Here is a 26,390-nt window from a genome sequence, read left to right on the forward strand (position 1 = left end):
TCTGCTTTCGGCTAGGGCCTTCGAGCGACCGGGCCGGACAAGCGGCCCCCGACTGGTTATCATGGCGGCGTTTCTTTGCGGACGGCCACCATGGTTGATTCTTACGACGACTCCCTCGATACGGGAGAAAAAAGCAAATCCCAGGTTAAACGCGAGCTTCATGCTCTGGTTGACCTTGGCGAGCGCCTTACAACACTCAAGCCTGACTTGCTGGCAAAACTGCCGCTGACCGACGCTATGCGCCGGGCCCTGGCTGATGCGCCCAAGCACACCGCGAATATCGCGCGTAAACGGCACCTTATGTTCATCGGCAAACTGATGCGCGATCAGGACACTGACGCCATTCTGACTCTGCTCGATCAACTCGATGCCTCCACTCGGCAGTACAACGAACGTTTCCATGGCCTGGAACGCTGGCGCGATCGCTTGATCGCGGGCGACGATGCAGTCCTGGAGAAGTTCGTGCTCGACTACCCGGAAGCTGATCGTCAGCAATTGCGCTCCCTGATCCGTCAGGCCCAGCACGAACTGGCGACCAATAAGCCACCGGCTTCGAGCCGTAAAATCTTCAAGTACATCCGTGAGCTGGACGAGACTCAACGCGGTCTGCGTTAAGTCTCGAATCGGGTGAGTTGCCAAGCGGCTCACCCGAAGCTCCATCCCTTCTTACGATCCCGTGCCACCCACAGTGATCGCATCAATTTTCAGCGTTGGCTGGCCGACACCCACCGGCACCGACTGCCCATCCTTGCCACACGTTCCCACACCGCTGTCCAGCGCCAGATCGTTACCGACCATCGACACCTTGCTCATGGCTTCCGGCCCGTTGCCGATCAACGTCGCGCCTTTGACCGGGGCAGTAATCTTGCCGTCTTCGATCAGATACGCCTCGCTGGTGGAGAACACGAACTTGCCGCTGGTGATGTCCACCTGACCGCCGCCGAGGTTGGCGCAGTAGATGCCCTTTTTCACCGAGGCGATGATTTCCGCCGGGTCGCTTTCGCCACCGAGCATGTAAGTGTTGGTCATGCGCGGCATCGGCAGGTGCGCGTAGGATTCGCGACGACCGTTGCCGGTGCGGGCTACGCCCATCAGGCGCGCGTTGAGCTTGTCCTGCATGTAACCTTTGAGCACACCGTTTTCGATCAGCGTGGTGCACTCGGTCGGCGTGCCTTCATCGTCGACGCTCAACGAACCACGGCGCCCGGCAAGTGTGCCGTCATCGACGATGGTGCAGAGCTTCGAGGCAACCATCTCGCCCATGCGCCCGCTGTAGGCCGAACTGCCCTTGCGGTTGAAATCGCCTTCCAGACCATGGCCGACGGCTTCGTGCAGCAACACGCCGGACCAACCCGAACCCAATACCACCGGCAACGTACCGGCCGGAGCCGGGATCGCTTCCAGATTCACCAGCGCCTGACGCAACGCTTCGCGGGCATAACCCATGGCGCGGTCATCGCTGAGGAAATAGCGGTAATCGGTACGACCGCCACCGCCATGACCACCGCGCTCACGACGGCCATTCTGCTCGACGATCACGCTAACGTTGAAACGCACCAACGGTCGCACATCCGCCGCCAGCCCACCGTCGGTGGAAGCAATCAAGATCCGTTCCCAGACCCCGGCCATGCTCACGGTGACTTGCTGGATACGCGGGTCGAGCGCACGAGTCGCCACATCGATGCGCTTGAGCAGCTCGACTTTCTCGGCACGGGTCATCACTTCCAGCGGGTTATCCGGCCCGTACAATTGGGCGACATCCTGGGTGGTGAACGCTTGCACAGTGCCGTTCTGCCCGGCCCGGGAGATCGAACGGGCCGCACGGGCAGCCGCGCCCAGCGCTTCGAGGGTGATCGCATTGCTGTAGGCGAAACCGGTCTTTTCACCCGATTGCGCACGCACGCCGACACCCTGGTCGAGGTTGAAGCTGCCTTCCTTGACGATCCCGTCTTCCAGTGCCCAGGACTCGGAAATCTGCCCCTGGAAATACAGGTCGGCGGCATCGATGCCCGGACCGGCCAGATCGCCGAGCACACCTTGCAGGCTCTCGATCGTTACGCCGCCGGGCGCCAGGAGGTGTTCACTGACGGAGGACAACAACTCGCTCATATGCTTTACGCCTTAAATTCGTCGTTCTGATGCAGGTCGCTGGGCGCCCTGCGAGAAAAAGCGCCGGTGAGTGGACACCGGCATCCGCGCCCTGATGGACGCCTGTTCGCTGCTGTCGCGTTGGGCCAGCAGCACGGCCTCGCCTTGGTCCTGTTGTGCCAGCACACGTCCCCATGGGTCGACGATGGCGGCGTGACCAAAGGTTTCTCGTGGCCCCGGATGCGTCCCACCCTGGGCGGCCGCGAGCATGTAACACTGAGTCTCGATGGCCCGCGCACGAATCAGCACGTCCCAATGGGCCGCGCCGGTCACCGCGGTAAAGGCCGATGGCGCGGTAATCAACTCCGCGCCGGCCGCACGCAATTCACTGTAAAGCTCCGGAAATCTTAAGTCGTAACAGACGGTCAGACCGACTCGACCGACGGGCGTGTCGGCAACCACCACGCCACTGCCATAAGCATAGTCATCGGATTCGCGATAACGCCCGCGATTGTCCGCCACGTCTACGTCGAACAGGTGCAGCTTGTCGTACCGCGCCACGGTCTCGCCCTGGTCATCAACCAGCAAGGAACATGCATGCACTTTGGCCGTCGGTTGATCCACCGGCGGCAACGGCAATGTGCCGGCCACTATCCATAACTTGAGGTCGCGGGCGGTCTGTTTCAACCATGGCAGGATCGGGCCTTCGCCCAAGACTTCGGCGCGGCCGATGTCGGCAATGTCGCGACGGCCCATGGCAGCGAAGTTTTCCGGCAGCACGGCAAGCCGCGCGCCACCGGTCGCCGCCTGCTCAAGCAGACGACGGGCCTGGGCCAGATTGGCCAGCACGTCGCTCTGGCTGACCATTTGAATCACCGCTACAGACATGGCCTATTTCCTATGTGAAATCTACGCATACCTGTAGGAGCTGCAGAGTGAAACGAGGCTGCGATCTTTTGACCTTGATTTTTAAAGTCAAAAGATCGCAGTCTGCGGCAGCTCCTACAGGGGCAATCGGCGTCGCATGAAAACATGCTACTCCATAGGCCCAAAGAGTGCTTTTTCAAAAGAATTCAAAAAGGCTTGTCGAAGGTGATTTTCGGTTCTTTCCATGGGCCTTTGACGGTGTATTTGACGCTGGCAAAGCGCGCCACGCGGTCACCGATCAGCTTATCGATCAGGAACAGCGCCCCGCCGACGGCCGGTGCACCGACGATCAGCGCGGCAATCGGCAGGTTGTTGGTCACCGGTAAAGTCACCAACAACTTGGCATCGACCTGATCACCCACCAGGTCCAGTGTGCCGTTGAGCTCCACATTGCTCGACGGACCGGTCAGCAGAATCGGTTCACGGGTCACGTAGACCCCGTTACTGGCGACCAGCAGGCCTTTGACCCGGTCATAGCTCAAGCCTTTGCCGAACAGGTCGGAAAAGTCCAGGCGCAAGCGGCGGCCGATGGAGTTGAAGTTGAGCAGACCAAATACCCGCAACGCCTGAGCGCTGCCCTCGACTTCAACAAACTGACCTTTATTCAGTGACGCATCAAGGCTGCCGGAGAAGCGCTTGGTCGCCAGCCACGCCGGTGACCCAGGCCAGCGACCGTCGACATCCATATGAAACTCTTCACTGGTGACGCTCGGCGCAAAACCCCAGCCCTTGAGCACGTCGGCAAGGTTCTTGCCACTGACCCGGCCCTTGTACCAGCTGCTGGAATTACCCGGCATGCCTTCCCAACCACCGCTGCCCTGCAAGAGGATGCCCTTGAGGCCCAGATCCAGGGTATTGAAGGCAACGCCCTTGGCGGTCGGCCGGACTTTCAGACGCCAGGCGCCCACCAGATCCTGGCCCTGGAACAGCTGATTGATGGTGACATCCAGCGCCGGGATCTTCGTCGGATCCACGGTGGCCAGCGGATCCGGCGAATTCTCGTCAGCCAGCACCGTAGGGTCTGGTGCCGGCAAACGTACGTATTGCAGATTGACCGCAATCGGTGCGGCTTTCGCATCGGGAATACCGATGCTGCCCTTGGCCTGCTGACTGTCGAGTTGCAAGGCCCACGCGGCCGGCTTACGCGCCAACTGCACCGACGCCTGATCGAGGGTGGTGCCGAAACCAGTGAGTTTGCCAACCTTCAAATCCGCGCCACTGAGCAACTGTTTGGCACTGCCACCCGGATCCTGGCCGGCATACCTGGTTACCAGATCCTGCCAAGGAGCGACATCCAGCTCGGACAGTACACCACGCACGCGCAAGCCTTTGGCACCGGGTAACACGGCATTGCCGCCACCGAGAAGCAACTCGCCGCGACCGTCGGCAAAATTGCCGGTCGGTGCCGCAAACGTGAAGTTCGCCAGCTCACCGTAGTTGACCCAGTAACGCCGCTCCGGTCCTTGCAGGGTCATGCGGAACACGGTATCGCGCCCGACATCGGCCGCCATGCCGAACGGTGCCGGCAAATCCACCGCCACGCCCTTCAGGTTGGAGCTGACCATCAATTGGCTGTCGGCGCCATCAAGGTTCAGCTGCAACTGATAAGGAATCATCCCCGTCACTGGCAATGGCTGAGTGACATTCAGCCAATCGGTGAGTTTCTTGACCTCGACCTCACCCGATGCGGCAACCCGAGTGTTGAGCTTGCCCGGGCTGCCTTCAGCGAAGATCTGTGCGGTTACCGGCTTGTCGAACGCTCGCGCCGTGATCTTTTGCCCACTCAGCCCCTTGGTGCTGTCGAAACGGAAATCGCCCTTGAGTTGCGTCAGTTCCAGGGTGGGCTCGCGGAGCTTCAAACGGGCCTTGTCGGTCTTGAAGTCGACAAGGATTTTCGGCTGCTCGCCTTTGACCAGCGGGATATCGAGTTTGAGCTTGCCTTGCAGATCGCCCTCGCCTTCCCAGCCGGCGAAGGTGTCGGCGGTGCCGATCGGCGCGTCCTGCAGAATCTTCAAGCCATCGCCCAACCCGCCAGCGAACGCGCCGTCGAGGAACAGATGAGTGCTCTGCCCGGCAGGTACACGGGGAATATTGACGTAGACGTCGCTGACCTGGGTGTCGAGCAATTGGCCCTTGCTGGCGAGGATCCGCACACCGCTGTCTTCGATGAACACATCGCCGCTGACCTTGCCGACATGCGGCCAGCCTGGCTGAAACGCCAGCTCGGCATCGTGAACCTTGAAGAACAGGCTGATGCTGCGAGCCGTTTCGGCGGCGCCGTGGTTCAGCGAACCCTGGTACTGGAAGAAGCCTTCATCCACCGCGCCTTTGAGAATCGCGGTGCGCAGCCATTCGTCCAGCCCCGGGCTGAGAACCGTGGGCAGGTACTTGGCGGTGTAGCGACCGTCGCCGTCGACCAGGCCGACACGCAGGTCCATGTAATCTTCCTGGGTGTGATCGAAATGCAGGCGGATCAGGAAGTCGCCGGCAATCTTGCCCTCCTCGCCCAGTACCTTCAAGTACGGTGCGATCAGGGTGAAACCTTCTTTATCGAGTTTCCAGGTCAACCGGGCGTTGGCCTGAATGTACTGCCATGGCTTGGCGAAAATCGGGTCCAGGTGCAGGGAGAAATCCTTGCTGTCCATGCGCAGCTCGCCCTGTCCGAGGTCGCCGCTGATGTTGCCGCTGACATTTCGCACCGCTGGTGCACCGCGATAAGCGTCGAAGCCGACCTTTTCCAGATTGGCGGCAAAGCTGAATTTGCTGTCATCGGTAGCGGCTGGGCGGAAGTCGATCAGTACGTTGCGCAAAACTCCGGTGACCTTGAGCCGCTCGACCGCCGTGGCGATCCCTTCGGGCAGTGGGCCCAAGGCGTTTAGCAACGGAGTGAGCGGTGTGAGATCGAGACGGTCGGCTTGCAGGTGCAAGAGCTCTGGCACCTGGTCTGTCGCAGCAGTTTGTTGAAATTGCAGCTTCGATTCCCAGCGGGTGTCACCCAGGCTCATCGCCAGAGAATCCAGGGTCACCAGAACGCCTTTGGAACTGCGCTGGAAATACCCGTTCAGCGCCAGATTATTGATCTGGATCGGCTTGCGCTCGGCATAGGCACCCTTGAGTTGCGGCGCGTTCAAACGAATCGCGGCGCGTTGCACGGTGCCCTTGCTCCAGTTTATCCAGAACTCGCCACCGGCCTTGATCTCGGAAAAATTCCATTGCTGGGTCAGGCGCTCGGGCAACCATTTCGACCAATCACTCTGCGGCAGGCTCAGGTAAGCGTCCGCTTCGCCGTCCTTCCATTGGGCTGCGCGCAAACGGGTGCGCAGGCTCATCGCCACCGGCTGGCCGTCGGGCAGGGTCAAACGGGCATCGAGCCGCTGGCGGGATGGACCGGTTTTCAGATTCAGGCCGACGTACGTCAGGGTCAGCGGCGACTCCCCCAACGGCTGCAAGGTGATCTGGCTGTCGAGTACCGACAGCTGCTGGACCCTCTGCATGCGATTGAGCAGTTGCTCCGGGTTCAGCGGCTGGTCCTGCTGCACTGGCAAACCTTCCAGCGCCCAATGACCGTCTTCGCCTTCCTTGAGGCTGATCTTCAGACCGTTGAGTTCCAGGTGTGCGATGCGCACTTCGCGCGCCAGCAGGCTGGCCCAGAGATCCGGCACCGCGCGCACCTGATCCAGGCGCAGGGCATTGGAACCCTCGCCGACCATCACGTCATGGGCCAGCAGAACCGGGGCGAGGCCGCTCCAGTTGCCTTCCAGCTTGCCGATCTGCAGGGGCATGCCCAAGGCATCACTGGCTTTGTCTTCAACGTCGGCACGGTACTCGGCCACCAGCGGCGTCAGCTCTCGGCCGAGGCTGACGAACAACGCCATCAGCACCAAAACCAACGCACACAGGCCCAGACCCCAGCGGGTCAGTGCGGCCAAAATACGTGTCAGACGCTCCATGTCAGTTGGCTCCCATGGCAAAAATACTGCAAAAAGCTGAGGCCAGCCGTTCTAGTGGAGGTGAAACACAACGATTCAGAGCAACACCACGTCGTATTGTTCCTGGGAATACATGGTTTCCACCTGGAACCGAATGGTGCGTCCGATAAAGCCTTCGAGCTCGGCGACGTTGCCCGACTCTTCGTCGAGCAAACGGTCGACCACTTTCTGATTCGCCAGCACCCGATAGCCTTCGGCCTGATAGGCCCGGGCCTCACGCAGGATTTCGCGGAAGATCTCGTAGCACACGGTTTCCGGGGTTTTGAGTTTGCCGCGCCCCTGGCAGCTGCTGCACGGTTCGCACAGCACTTGCTCAAGACTTTCGCGGGTGCGCTTGCGGGTCATCTGCACCAGGCCCAACTCGGTGATGCCGATGATGTTGGTCTTGGCGTGATCGCGTTCCAGTTGCTTCTCGAGGGTGCGCAATACCTGACGCTGATGCTCTTCATCTTCCATGTCGATGAAGTCGATGATGATGATCCCGCCCAGGTTACGCAGGCGCAACTGACGGGCAATGGCGGTGGCGGCTTCGAGGTTGGTCTTGAAGATGGTTTCTTCGAGGTTGCGATGACCGACAAAAGCGCCGGTATTGACGTCGATGGTGCTCATGGCTTCAGCCGGATCGACCACCAGATAACCGCCGGACTTGAGCGGCACCTTGCGTTCCAGGGCTTTCTGGATTTCGTCTTCGACGCCATACAGGTCAAAGATCGGCCGTTCGCCAGGGTAATGCTCCAGACGGTCGGCGATCTCCGGCATCAGTTCGGCGACGAATTGCGTGGTTTTCTGGAAGGTTTCCCGAGAGTCGATGCGGATCTTCTCGATCTTCGGGCTCACCAGGTCACGCAAGGTACGCAACGCCAGGCCGAGGTCTTCGTAGATCACACTCGGCGCGCTGATGGTCTTGATCTGTTCGTTGATCTGGTCCCAGAGCCTGCGCAGATAGCGGATGTCCATGAGGATTTCATCGGCCCCGGCCCCTTCGGCCGCGGTACGGAGAATAAAACCGCCGGCTTCCTTGATGCCTTCTTTGGCCACGCAGTCGGTGACCACTTGCTTGAGGCGTTCACGCTCGGCTTCGTCCTCGATCTTCAGGGAAATGCCAACGTGGGCGGTGCGCGGCATGTACACCAGATAGCGCGACGGAATCGACAGTTGCGTCGTCAGGCGTGCGCCTTTGGAACCGATCGGGTCCTTGGTGACTTGTACCACCAGGCTCTGACCTTCATGAACCAGCGCACTGATGCTCTCCACCGCAGGGCCTTCGCGCAGGGAAATCTCCGAGGCATGAATGAACGCGGCGCGGTCCAGCCCGATATCGACGAAGGCTGCCTGCATGCCCGGCAATACCCGCACGACCTTGCCTTTATAGATGTTGCCGACGATCCCGCGCTTTTGCGTGCGCTCGACGTGGACCTCTTGCAGGACACCGTTTTCGACCACCGCCACGCGCGATTCCATCGGCGTGATGTTGATCAGGATCTCTTCACTCATGGCAGGGTCTCGTTCAGGCATGTTCACGATAATGGCCGCATCTTGTCAGTACGACGCTCAACGCGCGTTAAAGGTTTGCCAACAGGGTATGCCGAAATGGCCGAGTAGCTCGCAGGTTTCGCACAGCGGCAATCCGACCACCGCCGAATAACTGCCGTTGAGCCCGGCGACGAACACCGCGCCCAGCCCTTGAATCCCATAACCGCCAGCCTTGTCCCGAGGTTCGCCGCTGGCCCAGTAGGCCGCGGCTTCGTCACGGTCGATGGTGCGAAAACGCACCAGGCTGCGCACCACCAAAGACTCGCAGCGCTCGCCATCGCGCACCGCAATCGCCGTCAGCACTTCATGTTCACACCCGGACAACAGCATAAGCATGGCGCATGCGTCGGCTTCGTCCACCGGCTTGCCGAGAATTTTCCCGTCCAGTACCACGGCAGTGTCAGCGCCCAGCACGCAGAAATCCGCGTCGGACACGATCGTCCCGTGCCCGGCTTCAGCCTTGCCGCGTGCCAGACGCTCGACATAGGCCGATGGGGATTCTTCAGGTAAAGGGGTTTCATCGATGTCCGCGCTGATGACGGAGAACGACACGCCGATCTGCGTGAGCAGTTCACTCCGACGCGGCGAGCCTGAGGCGAGGTACAGCTGCTTCATCAAGACATCTCCCTGCTTGGCGCCCTGTCTCACAAATACTGTTCCTTTTTGGCGAGACAGGGCACCGGTGCGGGCACATGCCTGACCGAATTAATTGATTTTGTAGCGTCGACGCAAACCGCGCAAACCGTAGCTGATCCATGGCCAGAGCAACGCGCTGACCAGTGCCGGCAACACCAGCGCCAAGGTCGGCTGACGATTGCCGGTCAGGGCGCTCAGCCACAACTGAACCAGTTGGGCGAGGCCGAAGATCACCAGGATCACCAGGCTCTGTTGCCACATCGGGAACATGCGCAGGCGCTGTTGCAGCGATAGCACCAGGAAGGTAATGAGCGTGAGGATCAATGCGTTCTGGCCCAACAACGTGCCATACAGCACGTCTTCGGCCAGCCCCAGGCACCAGGCGGTCACCATGCCGACTTTCTGCGGCAGGGCCAACGCCCAGAAGGCCAACAGCAAGGCCAGCCACAGAGGACGCAGGATTTCCATGAATTGCGGCAACGGCGAAACGCTGAGCAGCATGCCAATGGCAAAGGTCAGCCAGACCATCCAGCCGTTCCGGGAGGAAGTTGCACCGCCCATTATTCTCTTCCCCCAGTGGTAGCCGGCGCGGAGACAGGCGGTTTGGCAGCAGGCTTCACGGCAGCGGGTTGGGCTGCCGGTGGTTTGGCGGCTGGTGTCGATGCGGGTGGCTTGCTGGCAGCATGGGCAGCGGCAGGTTTTGCCGGGGTCGCGGCAACAGGCGCGGCAGCAGGTGCCGCCGCCGGAACAGCCGGAGCAGCGACAGTAGCCGGGATCACCGACACGGCCGGTTTCGGCACGGTCGCTGGAATGATCGGCCCACCGCCGTGCTGGTCCAGAGCTTCCTGAGCCTGCGCGGCTTCGTTGGCGCGCTCCTCGGCTGTGCGACCGTCACTGAACACCAACAGCAGATAACGGCTGCGATTCAACGCGGCGGTCGGCACCGCACGGACGATGGCGAACGGCTGACCGGAATCGTGAATCACTTCCTTGACCGTCGCCACCGGGTAACCCGCCGGGAAACGCTGGCCGAGGCCGGAGCTGACCAGCAGATCGCCTTCTTTAATGTCGGCGGTATCGGCCACATGACGCAGCTCAAGGCGTTCCGGGTTCCCGGTTCCGCTGGCAATCGCCCGCAGACCGTTACGGTTCACCTGCACCGGAATGCTGTGGGTGGTGTCAGTCAGCAACAGTACGCGGGAGGTGTACGGCATCAACTCCACCACCTGCCCCATCAGACCGCGGGCATCGAGCACTGGCTGACCGAGGACCACACCGTCGCGCTCACCTTTATTGATGATGATGCGATGGGTAAAGGGGTTGGGGTCCATGCCGATCAACTCGGCCACTTCGACCTTTTCGTTGACCAGCGCGGAAGAGTTGAGCAACTCGCGCAGCCGAACGTTCTGCTCGGTGAGGGCGGCCAGCTTTTGCATGCGCCCCTGCAACAGCAGGTTTTCGGTTTTGAGTTTTTCGTTTTCGGCGACCAGTTCGGTCCGGCTGCCGAATTGGCTGGCCACACCTTGCCATAGCCGCTGCGGCAGGTCGGTGATCCAGTAAGACTGCATCAGCACCAGCGACATTTGGCTACGCACTGGCTTGAGCAGTGTGAAGCGGGCATCGACCACCATCAGCGCGACCGATAGCACGGCCAGCACCAACAAGCGCACGCCCAGTGAGGGGCCTTTGGTGAAAAGCGGTTTAATAAGCCGCTCCTCCCAGGCAAATGTTCTCTTTATTCATACGGCATCAAACCGGCCTGGATGCAGACTGACAGAAGATAAACGCCAACAGGCAGCACTGCAAAGTGCTGCCTGCGCGCTCAACAGCATAGAGGCGATCCGGCGACTTATTCGCTGGAAAGCAGATCCATGGTGTGTTTATCCATCATTTCCAATGCACGGCCACCGCCACGAGCAACGCAGGTCAGCGGGTCTTCGGCGACGATCACCGGCAGACCGGTTTCCTGGGCCAGCAACTTGTCGAGGTCGCGCAGCAAGGCACCACCACCGGTCAGTACCAGGCCACGTTCGGCGATATCCGATGCCAGCTCCGGAGGCGATTGCTCCAGCGCACTTTTCACAGCCTGAACGATAGTGGCCAGGGACTCTTGCAGAGCTTCCAGCACTTCATTGGAGTTCAGGGTGAATGCGCGTGGAACGCCTTCGGCCAGGTTACGCCCACGAACGTCGACTTCACGAACTTCGCCGCCCGGGTAGGCCGTACCGATTTCCTGCTTGATGCGCTCGGCGGTGGATTCGCCGATCAGGCTGCCGTAGTTGCGACGCACGTAGGTGATGATCGCTTCGTCGAAGCGGTCGCCGCCAACCCGTACGGATTCGGCATAAACCACACCATTAAGGGAGATCAGCGCGATTTCAGTGGTACCGCCACCGATATCGACAACCATCGAACCGCGAGCTTCTTCAACTGGCAGGCCTGCACCGATCGCAGCAGCCATCGGCTCTTCGATCAGGAATACTTCACGGGCACCGGCACCAAGGGCCGATTCACGGATGGCACGACGCTCAACCTGGGTCGATTTGCATGGAACGCAGATCAGCACACGAGGGCTAGGCTGCAGAAAGCTGTTTTCGTGAACCTTGTTGATAAAGTACTGCAGCATTTTTTCGCAGACGCTGAAGTCGGCGATCACACCGTCCTTCATCGGACGAATGGCAGCAATGTTGCCCGGCGTACGGCCGAGCATGCGCTTGGCCTCGGTGCCGACAGCAACGACACTTTTCTGGTTACCGTGTGTCCGAATAGCCACAACGGAGGGCTCATTCAGGACGATACCGCGCTCGCGCACGTAAATAAGGGTGTTGGCAGTGCCCAGGTCAATGGAAAGATCGCTGGAAAACATGCCACGCAGTTTCTTGAACATGGGAAAGGGACCCTAGGCAACGCGTGGGTAAAAAAGTGCGGCAAACTCTAACAACGACAGGGATTTTGGGCAAGGCGCCAATATGTTAAATTGGCAGCTTTTCTGTGCACCAAGCCCCACAATCGCGGCCTTGAGACCGTAGAAATGCGGTAGTGTTCCGACAATCTAACACACGGACGCCGTCCGTTCTGTTTTCCACTGGAGAATCCCATGGCGCTTGAACGCTCCGACGTGGAAAAAATCGCTCATTTGGCCTGCCTTGGCCTCAATGAAGCCGATCTTCCACACATCACTTCGGCCCTGAACAGCATTCTCGGGCTGGTCGACGAAATGCAAGCGGTCAATACCGACGGTATCGAGCCGCTGGCCCACCCACTGGAAGCCAGCCAGCGCCTGCGTGCAGACGTCGTGACCGAAACCAATCATCGCGAGGCCTATCAGTCCATCGCACCAGCGGTCGAAAACGGCCTGTATCTGGTTCCGAAAGTCATCGACTAAAGGGAAAGAGCCTGCAATGCATCAATTGACTCTGGCCGAGATCGCCCGCGGACTCGCCTATAAAAAGTTTTCTTCCGAAGAGCTGACCAAAGTCCTGCTGGCGCGTATCGCCCAGCTCGACCCACAGCTCAACAGTTTCATCAGCCTCACCGAAGACCTGGCGCTCCAGCAGGCGAAAGCCGCTGACGCTCGTCGGGCCAACGGTGAGAGCGGCGCCCTGCTCGGCGCGCCGATCGCACACAAAGACCTGTTCTGCACCCAGGGCATCCGCACCAGCTGCGGCTCGAAGATGCTCGACAACTTTAAAGCACCGTACGACGCCACCGTGGTCGCCAAACTGGCCGCTGCCGGGGCCGTGACCCTGGGCAAGACCAACATGGACGAATTCGCCATGGGGTCGGCCAACGAGTCGAGTTACTACGGCGCGGTGAAAAACCCGTGGAACCTGGAACACGTTCCGGGCGGCTCGTCTGGCGGTTCGGCTGCTGCGGTTGCCGCTCGTCTGTTGCCAGCGGCGACGGGCACCGACACTGGCGGTTCGATTCGTCAGCCCGCCGCGCTGACCAACCTCACCGGCCTGAAACCGACATACGGTCGCGTTTCGCGCTGGGGCATGATCGCTTACGCGTCCAGCCTCGATCAGGGCGGCCCATTGGCCCGCACCGCCGAAGACTGCGCGATCCTGCTGCAAGGCATGGCCGGTTTCGACCCGCAGGACTCCACCAGCATCGACGAGCCGGTGCCTGATTACAGCGCCGGCCTCAACGGTTCGCTGCAAGGCCTGCGCATCGGCGTGCCGAAGGAATACTTCAGCGCAGGTCTGGACCCACGCATCGCCGACCTGGTCATGGCCAGCGTTGAAGAGCTGAAAAAGCTCGGCGCCGTGGTCAAGGAAATCAGCCTGCCGAACATGCAGCACGCAATCCCTGCGTATTACGTGATCGCCCCGGCGGAAGCGTCTTCCAACCTGTCGCGTTTCGACGGCGTGCGTTTCGGCTATCGCTGCAAAGACCCGAAAAACCTGGAAGACCTGTACAAGCGTTCCCGTGGCGAAGGTTTCGGCCCGGAAGTGCAGCGCCGGATCATGGTCGGTGCTTACGCGCTGTCGGCCGGTTACTACGACGCCTACTACCTGAAGGCGCAGAAAATCCGTCGTCTGATCAAGAACGACTTCATGGCTGCCTTTAATGAGGTCGACATCATCCTCGGCCCAACCACGCCGAACCCGGCCTGGAAGCTCGGCGCCAAGAACAGCGACCCGGTCGCTGCGTACCTGGAAGACGTCTACACCATCACCGCCAACCTCGCCGGTCTGCCGGGCTTGTCCATGCCTGCAGGTTTTGTCGATGGCCTGCCGGTCGGCGTGCAACTGCTCGCCCCGTATTTCCAGGAAGGTCGCCTGTTGAACGTTGCCCATCAGTATCAGCTAAACACTGACTGGCACACCCGCACCCCAACCGGCTTCTGAGGAGAAACACATGCAATGGGAAGTCGTGATCGGGCTGGAGATTCATACCCAGCTCACCACCCGGTCGAAAATCTTTTCCGGTAGTTCCACCACCTTCGGTTCCGAGCCGAACACCCAGGCCAGCCTGGTAGACCTCGGCATGCCCGGCGTATTGCCGGTGCTGAACCAGGAAGCGGTGCGCATGGCGGTGATGTTCGGCCTGGCCATCGATGCCGAGATCGGTCAGCACAACGTGTTCGCCCGTAAAAACTATTTCTACCCGGACTTGCCCAAGGGCTACCAGATCAGCCAGATGGAATTGCCGATCGTCGGCAAGGGCCACCTGGACATCGCCATGGAAGACGGCACGATCAAACGTGTCGGTGTGACCCGTGCGCACCTGGAAGAAGACGCCGGCAAAAGCCTGCACGAAGAGTTCACCGGTGCCACTGGCATCGACCTGAACCGTGCAGGTACGCCGCTGCTGGAAATCGTTTCCGAGCCGGACATGCGCAGCGCCAAGGAAGCCGTGGCCTACGTCAAGACGATCCATGCGCTGGTGCGCTACCTCGGCATCTGCGACGGCAACATGGCCGAAGGTTCGCTGCGTTGCGACTGCAACGTGTCGATCCGTCCAAAGGGCCAGGTTGAATTCGGCACACGCTGCGAGATCAAGAACGTCAACTCGTTCCGCTTCATCGAGAAGGCGATCAACAGCGAAGTGCAACGTCAGATCGAGCTGATCGAAGACGGCGGCAAGGTGATCCAGCAGACCCGTCTGTACGATCCGAACAAGGACGAAACCCGTCCGATGCGCAGCAAAGAGGAAGCCAACGACTACCGTTACTTCCCCGATCCGGACCTGCTGCCGGTGGTCATCGAAGACTCGTTCCTCGACGACGTGCGCGCCACCCTGCCGGAATTGCCACCGCAGAAACGCGAGCGTTTCCAGGAACAGTTCGGTCTGTCGGTCTACGACGCCAGCGTCCTGGCCACCAGCCGCGAGCAAGCCGATTACTTCGAGAAAGTCGTGAGCATCGGCGGCGACGCCAAACTGGCGGCCAACTGGGTGATGGTTGAACTGGGCAGCCTGTTGAACAAGCAAGGTCTGGACATCGACCAGTCGCCGGTTTCGGCCGAGCAACTGGGCGGCATGCTGTTGCGCATCAAGGACAACACCATCTCCGGCAAGATTGCCAAGGTAGTCTTTGAAGCGATGGCCAACGGCGAAGGCAGCGCAGACGAGATCATCGACAAGCGCGGCCTCAAGCAAGTGACCGACACCGGCGCGATCTCGGCAGTGCTGGACGAAATGCTCGCGGCCAACGCCGAGCAGGTCGAACAATACCGCGCGGCAGACGAAGCCAAACGCGGCAAGATGTTCGGCTTCTTCGTCGGCCAGGCCATGAAAGCCTCCAAAGGCAAGGCCAACCCGCAACAGGTCAACGAACTGCTTAAAAGCAAGCTCGAAGGCTGATGAGAATGGAGCCAGATTCAAAGCCTGGCTCCATTCCCTGTGGGAGCGGTCTTTTGTGGCGAGGGGGCTTGCCCCCGTTGGGTCGCGAAGCGGCCCCAATATCTGGATTCGGGTTGTATCTGACAAACCGAGAGTTCAGGTTCTGGGACTGCTGCGCAATCCAACGGGGGCAAGCCCCCTCGCCACATAAGCTCGCTCCCACATTTATTTTGGGAGCCTTTTAAATGAAGCGTCTGCTCAGTGCCTGCGCCCTGCTCTCTTTGCTGGCCGGTTGCGCCAGCACGGATATTGTTGATCCACACGGCTACGACAAGACCGGCGTAGCTTCGTATTACGGCGCCAAACACCATGGCAAACGCACCGCCAGTGGCGAGCGTTTCAACCAGCACGGCCTGACCGCCGCCCATCGCCAGTTGCCATTTGGCACCCGGGTGAAGATTACCAATCTGAATAACGACAGGTCCTGCGTGGTGCGCGTCAACGACCGCGGGCCATACTCTCGTGGGCGCCTGATCGACGTGTCACGTGAAGCGGCCGAACAGTTGGGCATGCTGCGCAGTGGCACCGCGAAAGTTCGCGTGCAAGCCCTCGACGACTGATAGACGGAGCGCTGACTATTTTCGGACTTGCCGATTTACCCCTGATCAGCGTGATTGAATTGTTCAGCGGTCTGTTTTTACTGATCGTCGGTGCCGAACTGATGGTGCGTGCCGCCGTGCGCCTGGCCGCGCGACTGCATGTGCGGCCGCTGATCATCGGCCTGACCATCGTGGCCCTCGGCAGCAGCGCACCGCAGATGGCGGTCAGCCTGCAAGCCACCCTGGCGCAAAACGCCGACATCGCCGTTGGCAGCGTGATCGGCAGCAGCATCTTCAACATCCTCGTCACCCTCGGGCTCTCGGCGCTGATTATTCCGCTGCGGGTTTCGCGGCAATTGGTGCGCCTGGATATTCCGCTGATGATCGGCGCCAGCCTGCTGGTGTTCGTACTGGCATGGAACGAAGAACTGAACCGCACAGACGGCATTATTTTGCTGGGCGCGCTGGCGCTGTACCTCGGCTTGCTGCTGCGCCAGTCGCGACACTCGACCCGCCCGCCATCGGGGGCGCATGAAGCGCCACAGGCACCGTGGTTCAGCAGCCTGCTGATGATTGTCGCCGGGCTGGCGATGCTGGTGTTCGCCGGGCACTTGTTGCTCGGCGCCGCAGTGGCGGTCGCGACCGACCTGGGATTGTCGGAGCGGATTATCGGCCTGACCATCGTCGCGGTCAGCACGTCCCTACCGGAGCTGGCCACTTCGTTGATCGCCGCGTTGCGCGGTCAGCGAGACATCGCGGTGGGCAACGTGATCGGCAGCAACCTGCTCAACCTCTTGGGCGTGCTCGGGCTTACCGCATTGATCGCGCCCTCGCCGCTGTCGGTCTCGCCGAACGCACTGGATTTCGACCTGCCGGTGATGCTTGGTGTCGCGGTGCTGTGCCTGCCGGTGTTCTATTCCGGCTACCGGGTGACTCGCGCCGAAGGCCTGCTGTTTCTGGGTTTGTACCTGGCCTATGGGCTGCACGTGGTGTCGTTCACCACCGGCATGCCACTGGCCGGCAAGCTTGAACACCTGATGCTGTTTTTCGTCCTGCCGGCGCTGGGGGCGTTTTTGCTGTTCACGTCGCTGCGCGCCTGGCGTCGCCAACACCACAAGAGGGAATTGCCATGAGCACTGATAAAAAGGCTGGGGTTGAAGTCCGTCGCCAAGTGATGGGCGACGCCTTCGTCGACCGCGCCTTGGGCAACGCCACCGAGTTCACCCAGCCACTGCAGGACTTCGTCAATGAACACGCCTGGGGCGGTGTGTGGAACCGTGAAGGTCTGCCGCTGAAAACCCGCAGCCTGATCACCCTCGCCGCGCTGACCGCGTTGAAGTGCCCGCAAGAATTGAAAGGTCACGTGCGTGGCGCGCTGAACAACGGCTGCACCGTGGAAGAAATTCGCGAGGCGCTGCTGCATTGCGCGGTGTATGCCGGCGTGCCGGCGGCGATCGATGCGTTTCGGGCGGCGCAGGAAGTGATTGATAGCTACCAGAAGCCGGAGTAATCGTCGGAATTTGTATTGATTGTTCTGCCGTCATCGCGGGCAAGCCCGCTCCCACAGGTACAGCGCAATCCTTGTGGGAGCGGGCTTGCCCGCGATGAGGCCCTGCAGGACGCCGCAAAACCATCGGTTAAATCCACCCACCCCACTGCAACAAAAAGATCCCGACGTTGGTGGTGACCGCCGCCATCAGCGTGGTAATCACGATGATCGCCGCCGCCAGTTCATGATTGCCATTGGCCTGCCGAGCCATGACGAAACTGGCCGCAGCGGTCGGGCTGCCGAAGTACAGAAACAGAATCCCCAACTCCGCCCCGCGAAAACCCCAGAGCCAGGCACCGAGTGTCGCCAGCACCGGCAGGCCGATCATCTTCACCAGGCTTGAACTCAGCGCCATCGTGCCGCTTTTGCGCATCGCCGCCAGCGACAACGTGCCACCGATGCAGATCAACGCCAACGGCAAGGTGGTTTGTGCCAGGTACTGGCCGGACTTTTCCAGCCACCCCGGCAAACCGATTTCGAAATAGGCGAATGGCGCCGCCGCAAACACGCTGATGATCAACGGGTTGACCATCACACTTTTGCAGATACTCCACGGGTCAGACTTGATCACCGGGCTGTAGACCGCCAGCACGATGGTCGAAAGCGTGTTGTAGAACAGGATCACCAACGCCGCGAGAATTGCCCCGAGGGAAATCCCGTAATCGCCGTACATGCTCGCCGCCAGTGCGAGACCGATAACGCCGTTGTTGCCGCGAAACGCACCTTGGGTGTAGATGCCTCGGTCTTCCCGCGGGCATTTCCAGATCGCCCAGCCCCAGGCAATCGCAAAACACAGCAGCGTGGCGACCGAGAAGTAGATCAGCAGTGCCGGTTGCAGCGCGGCATGCAGGTCGGCATGCAAGATGCCCAGAAACAGCAACGCCGGCATGGTGACGTTGAACACCAGGGCCGACGCGGTATGAATGAAGTTGTCGTTGATCCAATCGATGCGCTTGAGCAGCACCCCCAGAAACAGCATGGCAAACACCGGCGCGGTGATGTTCAGGGTTTCGAGGAAAATAGCCAGCATGCTGGGAGAACCTTGGGTGGGCGTCGTTAGGGGGCTAATGATAAGCCACCAAGTCCCCTGCCGTCTGGTAGATCGCCATCGCGGGCAAGCCCGCTCCCACAGGTTTCAGTGTTGTTAATCAAATTTGGTGAACACCTAAGATCACTGTGGGAGCGGGCTTGCCCGCGATGAACGATGACGCGGTTTACGTGATCGGTGCCGGGTTGAACAAGGTAATGTCGTTATGCAGCTTATGCTGCTCCGCCCACGTCTGTTTCTTGCCGCTGGCCACGTCCAGGTAGTAGTGGAACAACTCCCAGCCAAGCTCTTCAATCGACGCCCGCCCCGTGGCAATCCGCCCGGCATCAATGTCGATCAAATCCGGCCAGCGCTGCGCCAGTTCTGTGCGGGTCGACACCTTCACCACCGGTGCCATCGCCAACCCATAAGGCGTACCCCGCCCGGTGGTGAACACATGCAGGTTCATCCCCGCCGCCAACTGCAACGTCCCGCAGACAAAATCACTGGCCGGGGTCGCGCAGAAAATCAGCCCTTTACGCTTGAACCGCTCGCCGGGGCCGAGCACCCCGTTGATCGCGCTGCTGCCGGATTTGACGATCGAGCCCAGGGACTTCTCGACAATGTTCGACAACCCGCCCTTCTTGTTTCCCGGCGTGGTGTTGGCACTGCGATCCGCTTCGCCCTTGGCCAGGTAACGGTCGTACCAGTCCATTTCCCGCACCAGTTCCTGAGCCACTTCCTCGGTTTCGGCGCGAGACGTCAGCAGGTAAATCGCATCACGCACTTCGGTGACTTCGGAAAACATCACCGTCGCCCCCGCCCGCAACAACAGATCCGAGGCATAACCGAGCGCCGGGTTGGCAGTGATGCCAGAGAACGCATCGCTGCCGCCGCACTGCATGCCGAGGATCAGCTCGGACGCCGGTACAGTTTCCCGACGGCGCAGATCGAGCTTCTTCAAACGAGTCTCGGCCAGCGCCATGATCTGCTCGATCATCTCGGTAAAACCGTGACTGGAATCCTGCAAGCGGTACAACCACGGATCACTCAAATCCACCGAGCCGTCGTTCTCGTGCATCACCTGCCCGGCCTGCAATTTCTCGCAACCCAGGCTGATCACCAGCGCTTCGCCACCCAGGTTCGGGTTGCGCGCCAAGTTGCGCACGGTACGAATCGGGATGTACGCATCGGTGGCGGTGATCGCCACACCGCAGCCGTAACTGTGGGTCAGCGCCACCACGTCATCGACGTTCGGGTACTTGGGCAGCAACTCGTCCTTGATGCGCTTCACCGCGTGATCCAACACCCCGGTGACACATTGCACGGTGGTGGTGATGCCGAGAATGTTGCGCGTGCCGACGGTGCCGTCGGCGTTGCGATAACCCTCGAAGGTGAAGCCTTCCAGCGGTGCCTGCGCGGCCGGCACTTCGGTGGACAGCGGCAAGCTGTCCAGCGGTGGCGCGGTCGGCATGCGCAGTTGATCTTCCTTGACCCAGCTGCCGCGAGGAATCGGCTGCAACGCGTAGCCGATCGTCTGGCCGTAACGAATCACCTGGCCGCCCTCGGGAATGTCCTCGAGAGTGACCTTGTGGCTCTGCGGCACGAAATCCACGGTGACCAGGCCATCGGGGAATTCAGTGCCGGCCGGCACGCCCTGATCGTTGACCACGATCACCACATTGTCCCGCTCGTGCAGGCGGATGTAGCGCGGCGAGTCGGAATGTTCAATCAACTGCATGACGCCGCTCCTCAGGAATGCGCTTCAGATAACTTATTGTTGGTTTCAGGACCGCTGACTGGCGGCTCTTTGAGCACCACACGTTTGATCGGGCCAACGATCACCAGATAGCTGAACACCGCCACCAGCGCGTTGCAACCGACGAACACCAGCGCCCATTTGAACGAGCCGGTGGAGCTGATGATGTAACCGATAACGATCGGCGTGGTGATCGACGCGATGTTGCCGAAGGTGTTGAACAGGCCACCGCTGAGACCGGCGATCTGTTTCGGCGAGGTGTCGGACACAACGGCCCAGCCCAACGCACCGACGCCTTTACCGAAGAATGCCAGGGCCATGAAGCCGACGACCATCCATTCAACGTCTACATAGTTGCAAGCCACGATGCTACTGGAAACCAACAGGCCGGCGATGATCGGCGCCTTGCGGGCGAAGGTCAGCGAGTGACCTTTGCGCAGCAGGTAATCGGAAATCACCCCACCGAGCACACCACCGATAAACCCGCAGATCGCTGGCAACGAGGCAATGAAACCAGCCTTGAGGATGGTCATGCCGCGTTCCTGCACCAGGTACACCGGGAACCAGGTCAGGAAGAAGTAGGTGATGCCGTTGATGCAGTATTGGCCCAGATACACGCCGAGCATCATGCGGTTGGTGAGCAGTTGGCGGATGTAGTCCCACTTCGGACCGTCGCCTTTTTTGCCTTTGCCTTTGTCCTGGTCCATGTCGACCATGCCGCCGTTGTCGGCGATGTGCTTGAACTCGGCGTCGTTGATCATCGGGTGCTGGCGCGGGCTGTAGATCACCTTCAGCCAGATGCCCGAGAAGATGATGCCGATCACCCCCATGACGATGAACACGTGCTGCCAGCCGAAGCTGTAGACGATCCAGCCCATCAGCGGCGCGAACAACACGGTGGCAAAGTATTGCGCCGAGTTGAAGATCGCAGACGCTGTACCGCGTTCAGCGGTCGGGAACCAGGCCGCCACGATGCGCGCGTTGCCGGGGAAGGATGGCGCTTCGGCCAGGCCCACCAAAAAGCGCAGCATGAAAAGCGCAACCACCGCCGTGGACATGCCGAACTCACCAACATAGCCCTGCAGCACGGTGAACAGCGACCAAGTGAAAATGCTCAGTGCGTAGATTTTTTTTGAGCCGAAACGGTCCAGCAGCCAGCCACCGGGAATTTGCCCGGCCACATAGGCCCAACCGAATGCGGAGAAGATATAACCGAGGGTGACCGCGTCGATGCCGAGGTCTTTTTGCAGGCTGGAGCCGGCGATTGCGATGGTGGCCCGGTCGGCGTAGTTGATCGTGGTCACCAGAAACAGCATGAGCAGGATCAAATAGCGGACGTGAGTCGGCTTGGTCGATTGCATTGTAGATGTACTCCCACTGATTATTTTTATGCGCGGGTAAAGCTGTTGTGTTGCGGTATCGATGCCGATACCGCGGTGTTTCCTGTCAGGAGCCGATGTAGCTGGTCTTCACGACCGTGTAAAACTCTTGCGCATAGCGACCTTGCTCACGTGATCCATAGGATGAACCTTTACGCCCACCGAACGGAACGTGGTAATCCACGCCGGCGGTCGGCAGGTTGACCATCACCATCCCGGCCTGGGAGTGGCGCTTGAAGTGGTTGGCATACTTCAGCGACGTGGTAGCGATGCCCGCCGACAGACCGAACTCGGTGTCGTTGGCCATGACCAGCGCCGCCTCGTAATCGGCCACGCGAACGATGTTGGCCACCGGGCCGAAGATCTCTTCGCGGCTGATGCGCATCGCGGCTTCGCTATCAGCAAACAGGGTTGGCGCGAGGTAGTAACCTTCGGTGTCGCATGTCACCAAACCACCGCCACTGACCAGACGCGCACCTTCGGACTGGCCGATGTCGATGTATTTCATGTCTTGTTCAAGCTGAGCCTGCGAGACGACCGGACCGATATCGGTGCCGGTTTTCAGCGCGTGGCCAACCTTGATCGACTTCATGCGCTCGGCCATGGCCTCGACGAATTTGTCGTGAATCCCGGCGGTGACGATGAAGCGGCTCGACGCGGTGCAACGCTGGCCGGTGGAATAGAACGCGCTCTGTACCGACAGCTCAACCGCTTGTTTGAGGTCGGCGTCATCCAGAATGATCTGCGGGTTCTTGCCGCCCATTTCCAGCTGAACCTTGGCCTGACGCGACACGCAGCTAACAGCGATCTGTCGACCCACGCCCACGGAACCGGTGAAGCTGATGCCATCAACTTTCGGGCTCTGCACCAGCGCATCACCAACCACGCGACCGCTGCCCATCACCAGGTTGAACACGCCGGCCGGGAAGCCTGCGCGGGAGATGATTTCCGCCAGCGCCCAGGCACAGCCCGGAACCAGATCAGCAGGTTTCAGGACGACGCAGTTGCCGTAAGCCAGAGCCGGAGCGATTTTCCACGCCGGGATCGCGATCGGGAAGTTCCACGGGGTGATCAGGCCGACCACACCCAACGCTTCACGGGTCACTTCAACGTTGACGCCCGGACGCACCGACGGCAAATAATCGCCGGACAGGCGCAGGCATTCACCGGCGAAGAACTTGAAGATGTTGCCGGCGCGAGTCACTTCGCCGATGGCTTCGGGCAGAGTCTTGCCCTCTTCCCGGGCCAGCAAGGTGCCGAGCTCTTCGCGACGAGCGAGGATCTCGCTGCCGACTTTATCCAGTGAATCGTGACGTGCCTGAATGCCCGAAGTGGACCAGGCCGGGAACGCGGCGCGAGCGGCGTCGATAGCGGCGTGGACCTGAGCCAGATCGGCCTTGGCATAGTCGCCGATGGTATCGGTCAGCTCGGACGGGTTGATGTTGGCGCAGTAATCACTGCCCGCCACCCATTCGCCGTTGATGTAGTTATCGAAACGCTTTGAATCAGCCACAGAAATCTCTCCTCACGCAAAAAGCCGCTGATCGCTCAGCGGCCTTGGTTTTATCGAGTGTTATTGCGCACCCTGCTTGTCGATCAGCGCGGCGAGCATTTCGTACTCTTCGCCCGTCAGATCGGTCAGTGGCGCACGCACAGGACCTGCGTCATAGCCGGCAATTTTTGCCCCGGCCTTGACGATGCTCACGGCGTAACCGGCCTTGCGGTTACGGATGTCCAGGTACGGCAGGAAGAAGTCGTCGATGATCTTGCCGACGGTGGCGTGATCTTCGCGAGCAATGGCGTGGTAGAAATCCATCGCGGTTTTCGGGATGAAGTTGAACACCGCCGAGGAATAAACCGGCACGCCCAGCGCCTTGTACGCCGCGGCGTAGACTTCAGCGGTCGGCAAACCGCCCAGGTAGCTGAAACGATCACCGAGGCGGCGACGGATCGACACCATCAACTCGATATCGCCCAGGCCATCCTTGTAACCGATCAGGTTCGGGCAGCGCTCGGCCAGACGTTCCAGCAAAGGAGCGGTCAGGCGGCAGACGTTGCGGTTGTAAACCACCACGCCGATTTTTACCGATTTGCAGACCGCTTCAACGTGGTCGGCAACACCGTCCTGGCTGGCTTCGGTCAGGTAGTGCGGCAGCAGCAACAGGCCTTTGGCGCCCAGACGCTCGGCTTCCTGAGCGTATTCGATGGCTTGACGAGTCGAACCGCCGACACCCGCCAGGATCGGCACGCTGGTCGCGCAGGTGTCGACGGCAGTCTTGATGATTTCCGAATATTCGCTGGCCGCCAGAGAGAAGAACTCACCGGTGCCGCCCGCGGCGAACAATGCCGAGGCGCCGTATGGGGCCAGCCATTCGAGACGTTTGATATAGCCCGCGCGATGGAAATCGCCCTGAGCATTGAAGTCGGTGACCGGGAACGACAGCAGGCCGGAAGAGAGGATGGACTTCAGTTCTTGTGGATTCATTATTCGAACACCCTGGGTAGCAACGTTGTGTGAGAAAACCGTTCAGCCTTCGCCGAAGTTGTAGGTCATCGTACAACTTAAAATACAACCGTCAACTGCATTTCATCGCGAGCCGCAAAATTCGCGTCGGAAAAAGTAATTCCTTGACGTAGGAAAGTTCTCATCTATGATCCAGACAACTGTATATATATACAGTTGAATTTGATTCTACCTACGACATATCAAGGAGCTAGAAATGTCAGGTCTACACGCACAATCGAAGGAAAATACCCGACAGGTCATTGCCGATCTGGATGATCTTTTTACCGAGTACGGCATCGCCATTTCTGGCGATGTCGACACGCTTACACTCACCGCCGGCAGCCATCACGGCCTCGAACATCAGCGCCAGGGCCTGCTGTCGACGCCACCAAAAAATGCGCTGAAAGGCGCGCCCCAGTTGAGGTTTGAGGGTGCAGAACATACCGCGATCGGCGACAGCACCCTGCTGCGCTTCGTCAAGGATGCACCTGCCATACCGGCCTCGCAGGTGGAGTTGCACCTGCCCAATGGCCTGGCATTGACCTATGGACAAGTGATTGCGCTGGGGGGTGATTTTTATGGAATTCCCGACCAACCGATCTGCGAAGGCTCAACAGCGGCGGACCGAATCCAGCGCTTTACCAACGCCTTCAACTCCCTGGCGGTACTGCCGGCCTCAAACGCCGAGGCGAAGTTGATCCTCGGCGTCATGCAGAAAGAAATCGCCGCCATCAATCAAGCGATCAGGGACGGTAAACAACCTCACGAAGCTTATGACGCCCTCGGTGATACGTTGTCGGAAGAGTGGAACAAGATCACCGGCGGCGGCAGTTTCGTCTCGGCGCTGTTCCCTTTGGGGCGTTATCTGAAACTGGCCGCCAACAACGCCGACCATTTTGCCGAATGGGCGTTACTGGCCTACATCGCCGGGCACACGGCAGCGCTGCAACAAGCAGTGCTCGCCCACAACAGCGGCGATGAAAAGCAGTTGGAGCTGGCCTATGCGATGAACGCTTTTGCCGATCACTACCTGACCGACCTGTATTCCGCCGGCCACCTGCGAGTACCGCGCAAACAATTGGCGGCGGTGGTTACGCCCAACGATCTCGGTTCGTTGATTACCCGCTTCATGCACGATGAAGACAGCAAGTTCGGCCTCAACGTGAGCAACGGCAACGGCGATCGCTGGCACGCCTACGGCGACAAGCGATACTTCGATGCCATCGACAGCGCCAATCGCGCCCAGGTGAATCAAGCGGTTCAGGTGTCTGCGGATGAAGTGTTCGCGGCGTACCTCAGTGGCACTGCCCTGTCGGCCGGCAGCTTTGCAGCGCTGAAAAGGCTGCCCGACCTGCAAGCCGTACTGAACCCGGCAGACAATTTCTCGCCACTGTTCAAGGTCGAGGGCAACAAGGTGTTGCGGCGCAAGGACGTCAACAACCTCAACGACACCGCCACCGTTGATGATTGGTGGGGCTGGAGTACCTATCTGCTGCTCAAGGACTACCAACCAACCGGCGTGCTGAACTCAGCGGCCAATGCCTGATAAGGAGATCACTGATGACTATCAAACTGAAACTGGAACTGGCTTCGGGCCATTCGCTGAAAGGCGCGCCGCTGGAGTTGCTGTCGAAAGGCTTGCCAATTGCCCGGGCGCTTGTGAATGAGCGCGGGCATGCGGTTTTCGATGCCAAACCTGGGGCTGCTGAGTTGGCGGTGAGGGTGGATCGGGGGATTTTGAAGACAATCTGAAAGATTAATTGATGGCTACTGACCCCATCGCGGGCAAGCCCGGCTCCCACAGGTTCTGTGTGTGTTCACACTATTGTGATCGACACAAAACCTGTGGGAGCCGGGCTTGTCCGCGATGGCTATCTGTCAGGCAAGAAATCACCTCAATCAGAAAACCTGAGCCCGCTTCATGCACCTGATGCTCTGCATCACACTGCGAGCGCCGAGGCGGGGGCTTGTTCTGAAATGCCCACGCATGCCATTCGTCGAAACTGTTATTTCTAACAGTAGCCCGCTCACTGCTGCCTAAGCCTAAATGGCTCAGGAGTTAACGAACCGGCTCCGTCAGCGCGATGCCGTAATGCGCACCTCCCGAACG

The 26,390-nt window shown here is 60.1% G+C and carries 22 protein-coding genes; 9 read left to right on the plus strand and 13 right to left on the minus strand.

From position 1 onward, the window contains the following. Positions 1-90 precede the first annotated feature (90 nt). A complete protein-coding gene (gene yjgA, locus JFU11_RS20340) occupies positions 91-615 on the plus strand; it encodes a ribosome biogenesis factor YjgA (protein ID WP_007901505.1) in 525 nt (174 codons plus the stop codon). Between the two features lie 51 nt (positions 616-666). Here the strand turns inward: yjgA and tldD are convergent, their stop codons facing one another. The 8 genes from tldD to mreB form a co-directional block, all read right to left on the minus strand. Then, on the minus strand, positions 667-2,109 hold the full coding sequence (gene tldD / locus JFU11_RS20345) for a metalloprotease TldD (protein WP_052965578.1): 1,443 nt from the start codon (positions 2,107-2,109) through the stop codon (positions 667-669). Positions 2,110-2,121: 12 nt separating this feature from the next. Beyond that, positions 2,122-2,976 (minus strand): carbon-nitrogen hydrolase family protein, encoded by an 855-nt coding sequence (locus tag JFU11_RS20350; protein ID WP_201061931.1) that lies wholly within the window; start codon positions 2,974-2,976, stop codon positions 2,122-2,124. A 185-nt stretch (positions 2,977-3,161) separates the two neighbouring features. Beyond that, positions 3,162-6,965, minus strand: a complete 3,804-nt coding sequence (locus tag JFU11_RS20355) for a YhdP family protein (protein WP_201061933.1) — start codon at positions 6,963-6,965, stop codon at positions 3,162-3,164. Between the two features lie 75 nt (positions 6,966-7,040). Then, positions 7,041-8,498: a ribonuclease G gene (gene rng / locus JFU11_RS20360; protein ID WP_008008603.1), complete on the minus strand. Its 1,458-nt coding sequence runs from the start codon at positions 8,496-8,498 to the stop codon at positions 7,041-7,043. A 57-nt stretch (positions 8,499-8,555) separates the two neighbouring features. Continuing rightward, the gene (locus JFU11_RS20365) at positions 8,556-9,152 is read right to left on the minus strand and encodes a Maf family protein (RefSeq protein WP_201061935.1); all 597 of its coding nucleotides are present in this window, start codon (positions 9,150-9,152) and stop codon (positions 8,556-8,558) included. Between the two features lie 90 nt (positions 9,153-9,242). Then, on the minus strand, positions 9,243-9,734 hold the full coding sequence (mreD, locus tag JFU11_RS20370) for a rod shape-determining protein MreD (RefSeq protein ID WP_038978956.1): 492 nt from the start codon (positions 9,732-9,734) through the stop codon (positions 9,243-9,245). Next, complete coding sequence (gene mreC / locus JFU11_RS20375; RefSeq protein ID WP_201121356.1) at positions 9,734-10,879, minus strand: rod shape-determining protein MreC; 1,146 nt, start codon at positions 10,877-10,879, stop codon at positions 9,734-9,736. The genes mreD and mreC overlap by 1 nt, the downstream gene beginning before the upstream one ends. Positions 10,880-11,022: 143 nt before the next feature. Then, positions 11,023-12,060, minus strand: coding sequence for a rod shape-determining protein MreB (mreB, locus tag JFU11_RS20380; RefSeq protein WP_002555108.1), 1,038 nt, complete (start codon positions 12,058-12,060; stop codon positions 11,023-11,025). Positions 12,061-12,270: 210 nt separating this feature from the next. On the opposite strand from mreB, the gene gatC reads away from it, so the two are divergent. The 6 genes from gatC (at position 12,271) to JFU11_RS20410 (ending at position 17,570) form a co-directional block, all read left to right on the plus strand. Continuing rightward, positions 12,271-12,558, plus strand: a complete 288-nt coding sequence (gene gatC, locus JFU11_RS20385; RefSeq protein ID WP_047537661.1) for an Asp-tRNA(Asn)/Glu-tRNA(Gln) amidotransferase subunit GatC — start codon at positions 12,271-12,273, stop codon at positions 12,556-12,558. Positions 12,559-12,574: 16 nt separating this feature from the next. Next, positions 12,575-14,026, plus strand: a complete 1,452-nt coding sequence (gene gatA / locus JFU11_RS20390) for an Asp-tRNA(Asn)/Glu-tRNA(Gln) amidotransferase subunit GatA (RefSeq protein WP_201061938.1) — start codon at positions 12,575-12,577, stop codon at positions 14,024-14,026. Between the two features lie 10 nt (positions 14,027-14,036). Then, the gene (gene gatB, locus JFU11_RS20395; RefSeq protein WP_007901424.1) at positions 14,037-15,482 is read left to right on the plus strand and encodes an Asp-tRNA(Asn)/Glu-tRNA(Gln) amidotransferase subunit GatB; all 1,446 of its coding nucleotides are present in this window, start codon (positions 14,037-14,039) and stop codon (positions 15,480-15,482) included. 224 nt (positions 15,483-15,706) lie between these two features. Next, positions 15,707-16,081, plus strand: coding sequence for a septal ring lytic transglycosylase RlpA family protein (locus JFU11_RS20400; RefSeq protein WP_038978953.1), 375 nt, complete (start codon positions 15,707-15,709; stop codon positions 16,079-16,081). A 50-nt stretch (positions 16,082-16,131) separates the two neighbouring features. Next, positions 16,132-17,193 (plus strand): calcium/sodium antiporter, encoded by a 1,062-nt coding sequence (locus JFU11_RS20405; protein ID WP_123721271.1) that lies wholly within the window; start codon positions 16,132-16,134, stop codon positions 17,191-17,193. Then, the gene (locus tag JFU11_RS20410) at positions 17,190-17,570 is read left to right on the plus strand and encodes a carboxymuconolactone decarboxylase family protein (protein WP_095055134.1); all 381 of its coding nucleotides are present in this window, start codon (positions 17,190-17,192) and stop codon (positions 17,568-17,570) included. The genes JFU11_RS20405 and JFU11_RS20410 overlap by 4 nt, the downstream gene beginning before the upstream one ends. Positions 17,571-17,697: 127 nt before the next feature. On the opposite strand, the gene JFU11_RS20415 is transcribed toward JFU11_RS20410, so the two are convergent. From JFU11_RS20415 to kdgD, 5 genes are all read right to left on the minus strand, one after another. Then, complete coding sequence (locus JFU11_RS20415) at positions 17,698-18,639, minus strand: AEC family transporter (RefSeq protein WP_201061940.1); 942 nt, start codon at positions 18,637-18,639, stop codon at positions 17,698-17,700. A gap of 184 nt (positions 18,640-18,823) precedes the next feature. Further along, complete coding sequence (gene garD, locus JFU11_RS20420) at positions 18,824-20,377, minus strand: galactarate dehydratase (protein ID WP_201061941.1); 1,554 nt, start codon at positions 20,375-20,377, stop codon at positions 18,824-18,826. 11 nt (positions 20,378-20,388) lie between these two features. Then, the gene (locus JFU11_RS20425) at positions 20,389-21,756 is read right to left on the minus strand and encodes an MFS transporter (RefSeq protein WP_008015294.1); all 1,368 of its coding nucleotides are present in this window, start codon (positions 21,754-21,756) and stop codon (positions 20,389-20,391) included. Between the two features lie 85 nt (positions 21,757-21,841). Further along, on the minus strand, positions 21,842-23,287 hold the full coding sequence (locus tag JFU11_RS20430; protein WP_201061943.1) for an aldehyde dehydrogenase family protein: 1,446 nt from the start codon (positions 23,285-23,287) through the stop codon (positions 21,842-21,844). 60 nt (positions 23,288-23,347) lie between these two features. Next, positions 23,348-24,259: a 5-dehydro-4-deoxyglucarate dehydratase gene (gene kdgD, locus JFU11_RS20435; RefSeq protein WP_048396583.1), complete on the minus strand. Its 912-nt coding sequence runs from the start codon at positions 24,257-24,259 to the stop codon at positions 23,348-23,350. A gap of 235 nt (positions 24,260-24,494) precedes the next feature. Between kdgD and JFU11_RS20440 the strand changes: the two genes are divergently transcribed. After that, the gene (locus JFU11_RS20440) at positions 24,495-25,826 is read left to right on the plus strand and encodes a hypothetical protein (RefSeq protein WP_201061945.1); all 1,332 of its coding nucleotides are present in this window, start codon (positions 24,495-24,497) and stop codon (positions 25,824-25,826) included. 14 nt (positions 25,827-25,840) lie between these two features. Next, positions 25,841-26,032: a hypothetical protein gene (locus JFU11_RS20445; RefSeq protein WP_201061947.1), complete on the plus strand. Its 192-nt coding sequence runs from the start codon at positions 25,841-25,843 to the stop codon at positions 26,030-26,032. Positions 26,033-26,390: the final 358 nt, after the last annotated feature.

The sequence above is a fragment of the Pseudomonas sp. TH37 genome, from assembly GCF_016650735.1.
GTDB lineage: Bacteria > Pseudomonadota > Gammaproteobacteria > Pseudomonadales > Pseudomonadaceae > Aquipseudomonas > Aquipseudomonas farris.

Bases quoted from the DNA above. Each gene is read 5' to 3' on its own strand.
- yjgA (WP_007901505.1), top strand. From the start codon at position 91: ATGGTTGATTCTTACGACGACTCCCTCGATACGGGAGAAAAAAGCAAA.
- tldD (WP_052965578.1), bottom strand. From the start codon at position 2,109: ATGAGCGAGTTGTTGTCCTCCGTCAGTGAACACCTCCTGGCGCCCGGC.
- JFU11_RS20350 (WP_201061931.1), bottom strand. From the start codon at position 2,976: ATGTCTGTAGCGGTGATTCAAATGGTCAGCCAGAGCGACGTGCTGGCC.
- JFU11_RS20355 (WP_201061933.1), bottom strand. From the start codon at position 6,965: ATGGAGCGTCTGACACGTATTTTGGCCGCACTGACCCGCTGGGGTCTG.
- rng (WP_008008603.1), bottom strand. From the start codon at position 8,498: ATGAGTGAAGAGATCCTGATCAACATCACGCCGATGGAATCGCGCGTG.
- JFU11_RS20365 (WP_201061935.1), bottom strand. From the start codon at position 9,152: ATGAAGCAGCTGTACCTCGCCTCAGGCTCGCCGCGTCGGAGTGAACTG.
- mreD (WP_038978956.1), bottom strand. From the start codon at position 9,734: ATGGGCGGTGCAACTTCCTCCCGGAACGGCTGGATGGTCTGGCTGACC.
- mreB (WP_002555108.1), bottom strand. From the start codon at position 12,060: ATGTTCAAGAAACTGCGTGGCATGTTTTCCAGCGATCTTTCCATTGAC.
- gatC (WP_047537661.1), top strand. From the start codon at position 12,271: ATGGCGCTTGAACGCTCCGACGTGGAAAAAATCGCTCATTTGGCCTGC.
- gatA (WP_201061938.1), top strand. From the start codon at position 12,575: ATGCATCAATTGACTCTGGCCGAGATCGCCCGCGGACTCGCCTATAAA.
- gatB (WP_007901424.1), top strand. From the start codon at position 14,037: ATGCAATGGGAAGTCGTGATCGGGCTGGAGATTCATACCCAGCTCACC.
- JFU11_RS20400 (WP_038978953.1), top strand. From the start codon at position 15,707: ATGAAGCGTCTGCTCAGTGCCTGCGCCCTGCTCTCTTTGCTGGCCGGT.
- JFU11_RS20410 (WP_095055134.1), top strand. From the start codon at position 17,190: ATGAGCACTGATAAAAAGGCTGGGGTTGAAGTCCGTCGCCAAGTGATG.
- JFU11_RS20415 (WP_201061940.1), bottom strand. From the start codon at position 18,639: ATGCTGGCTATTTTCCTCGAAACCCTGAACATCACCGCGCCGGTGTTT.
- garD (WP_201061941.1), bottom strand. From the start codon at position 20,377: ATGCAGTTGATTGAACATTCCGACTCGCCGCGCTACATCCGCCTGCAC.
- JFU11_RS20425 (WP_008015294.1), bottom strand. From the start codon at position 21,756: ATGCAATCGACCAAGCCGACTCACGTCCGCTATTTGATCCTGCTCATG.
- kdgD (WP_048396583.1), bottom strand. From the start codon at position 24,259: ATGAATCCACAAGAACTGAAGTCCATCCTCTCTTCCGGCCTGCTGTCG.
- JFU11_RS20440 (WP_201061945.1), top strand. From the start codon at position 24,495: ATGTCAGGTCTACACGCACAATCGAAGGAAAATACCCGACAGGTCATT.
- JFU11_RS20445 (WP_201061947.1), top strand. From the start codon at position 25,841: ATGACTATCAAACTGAAACTGGAACTGGCTTCGGGCCATTCGCTGAAA.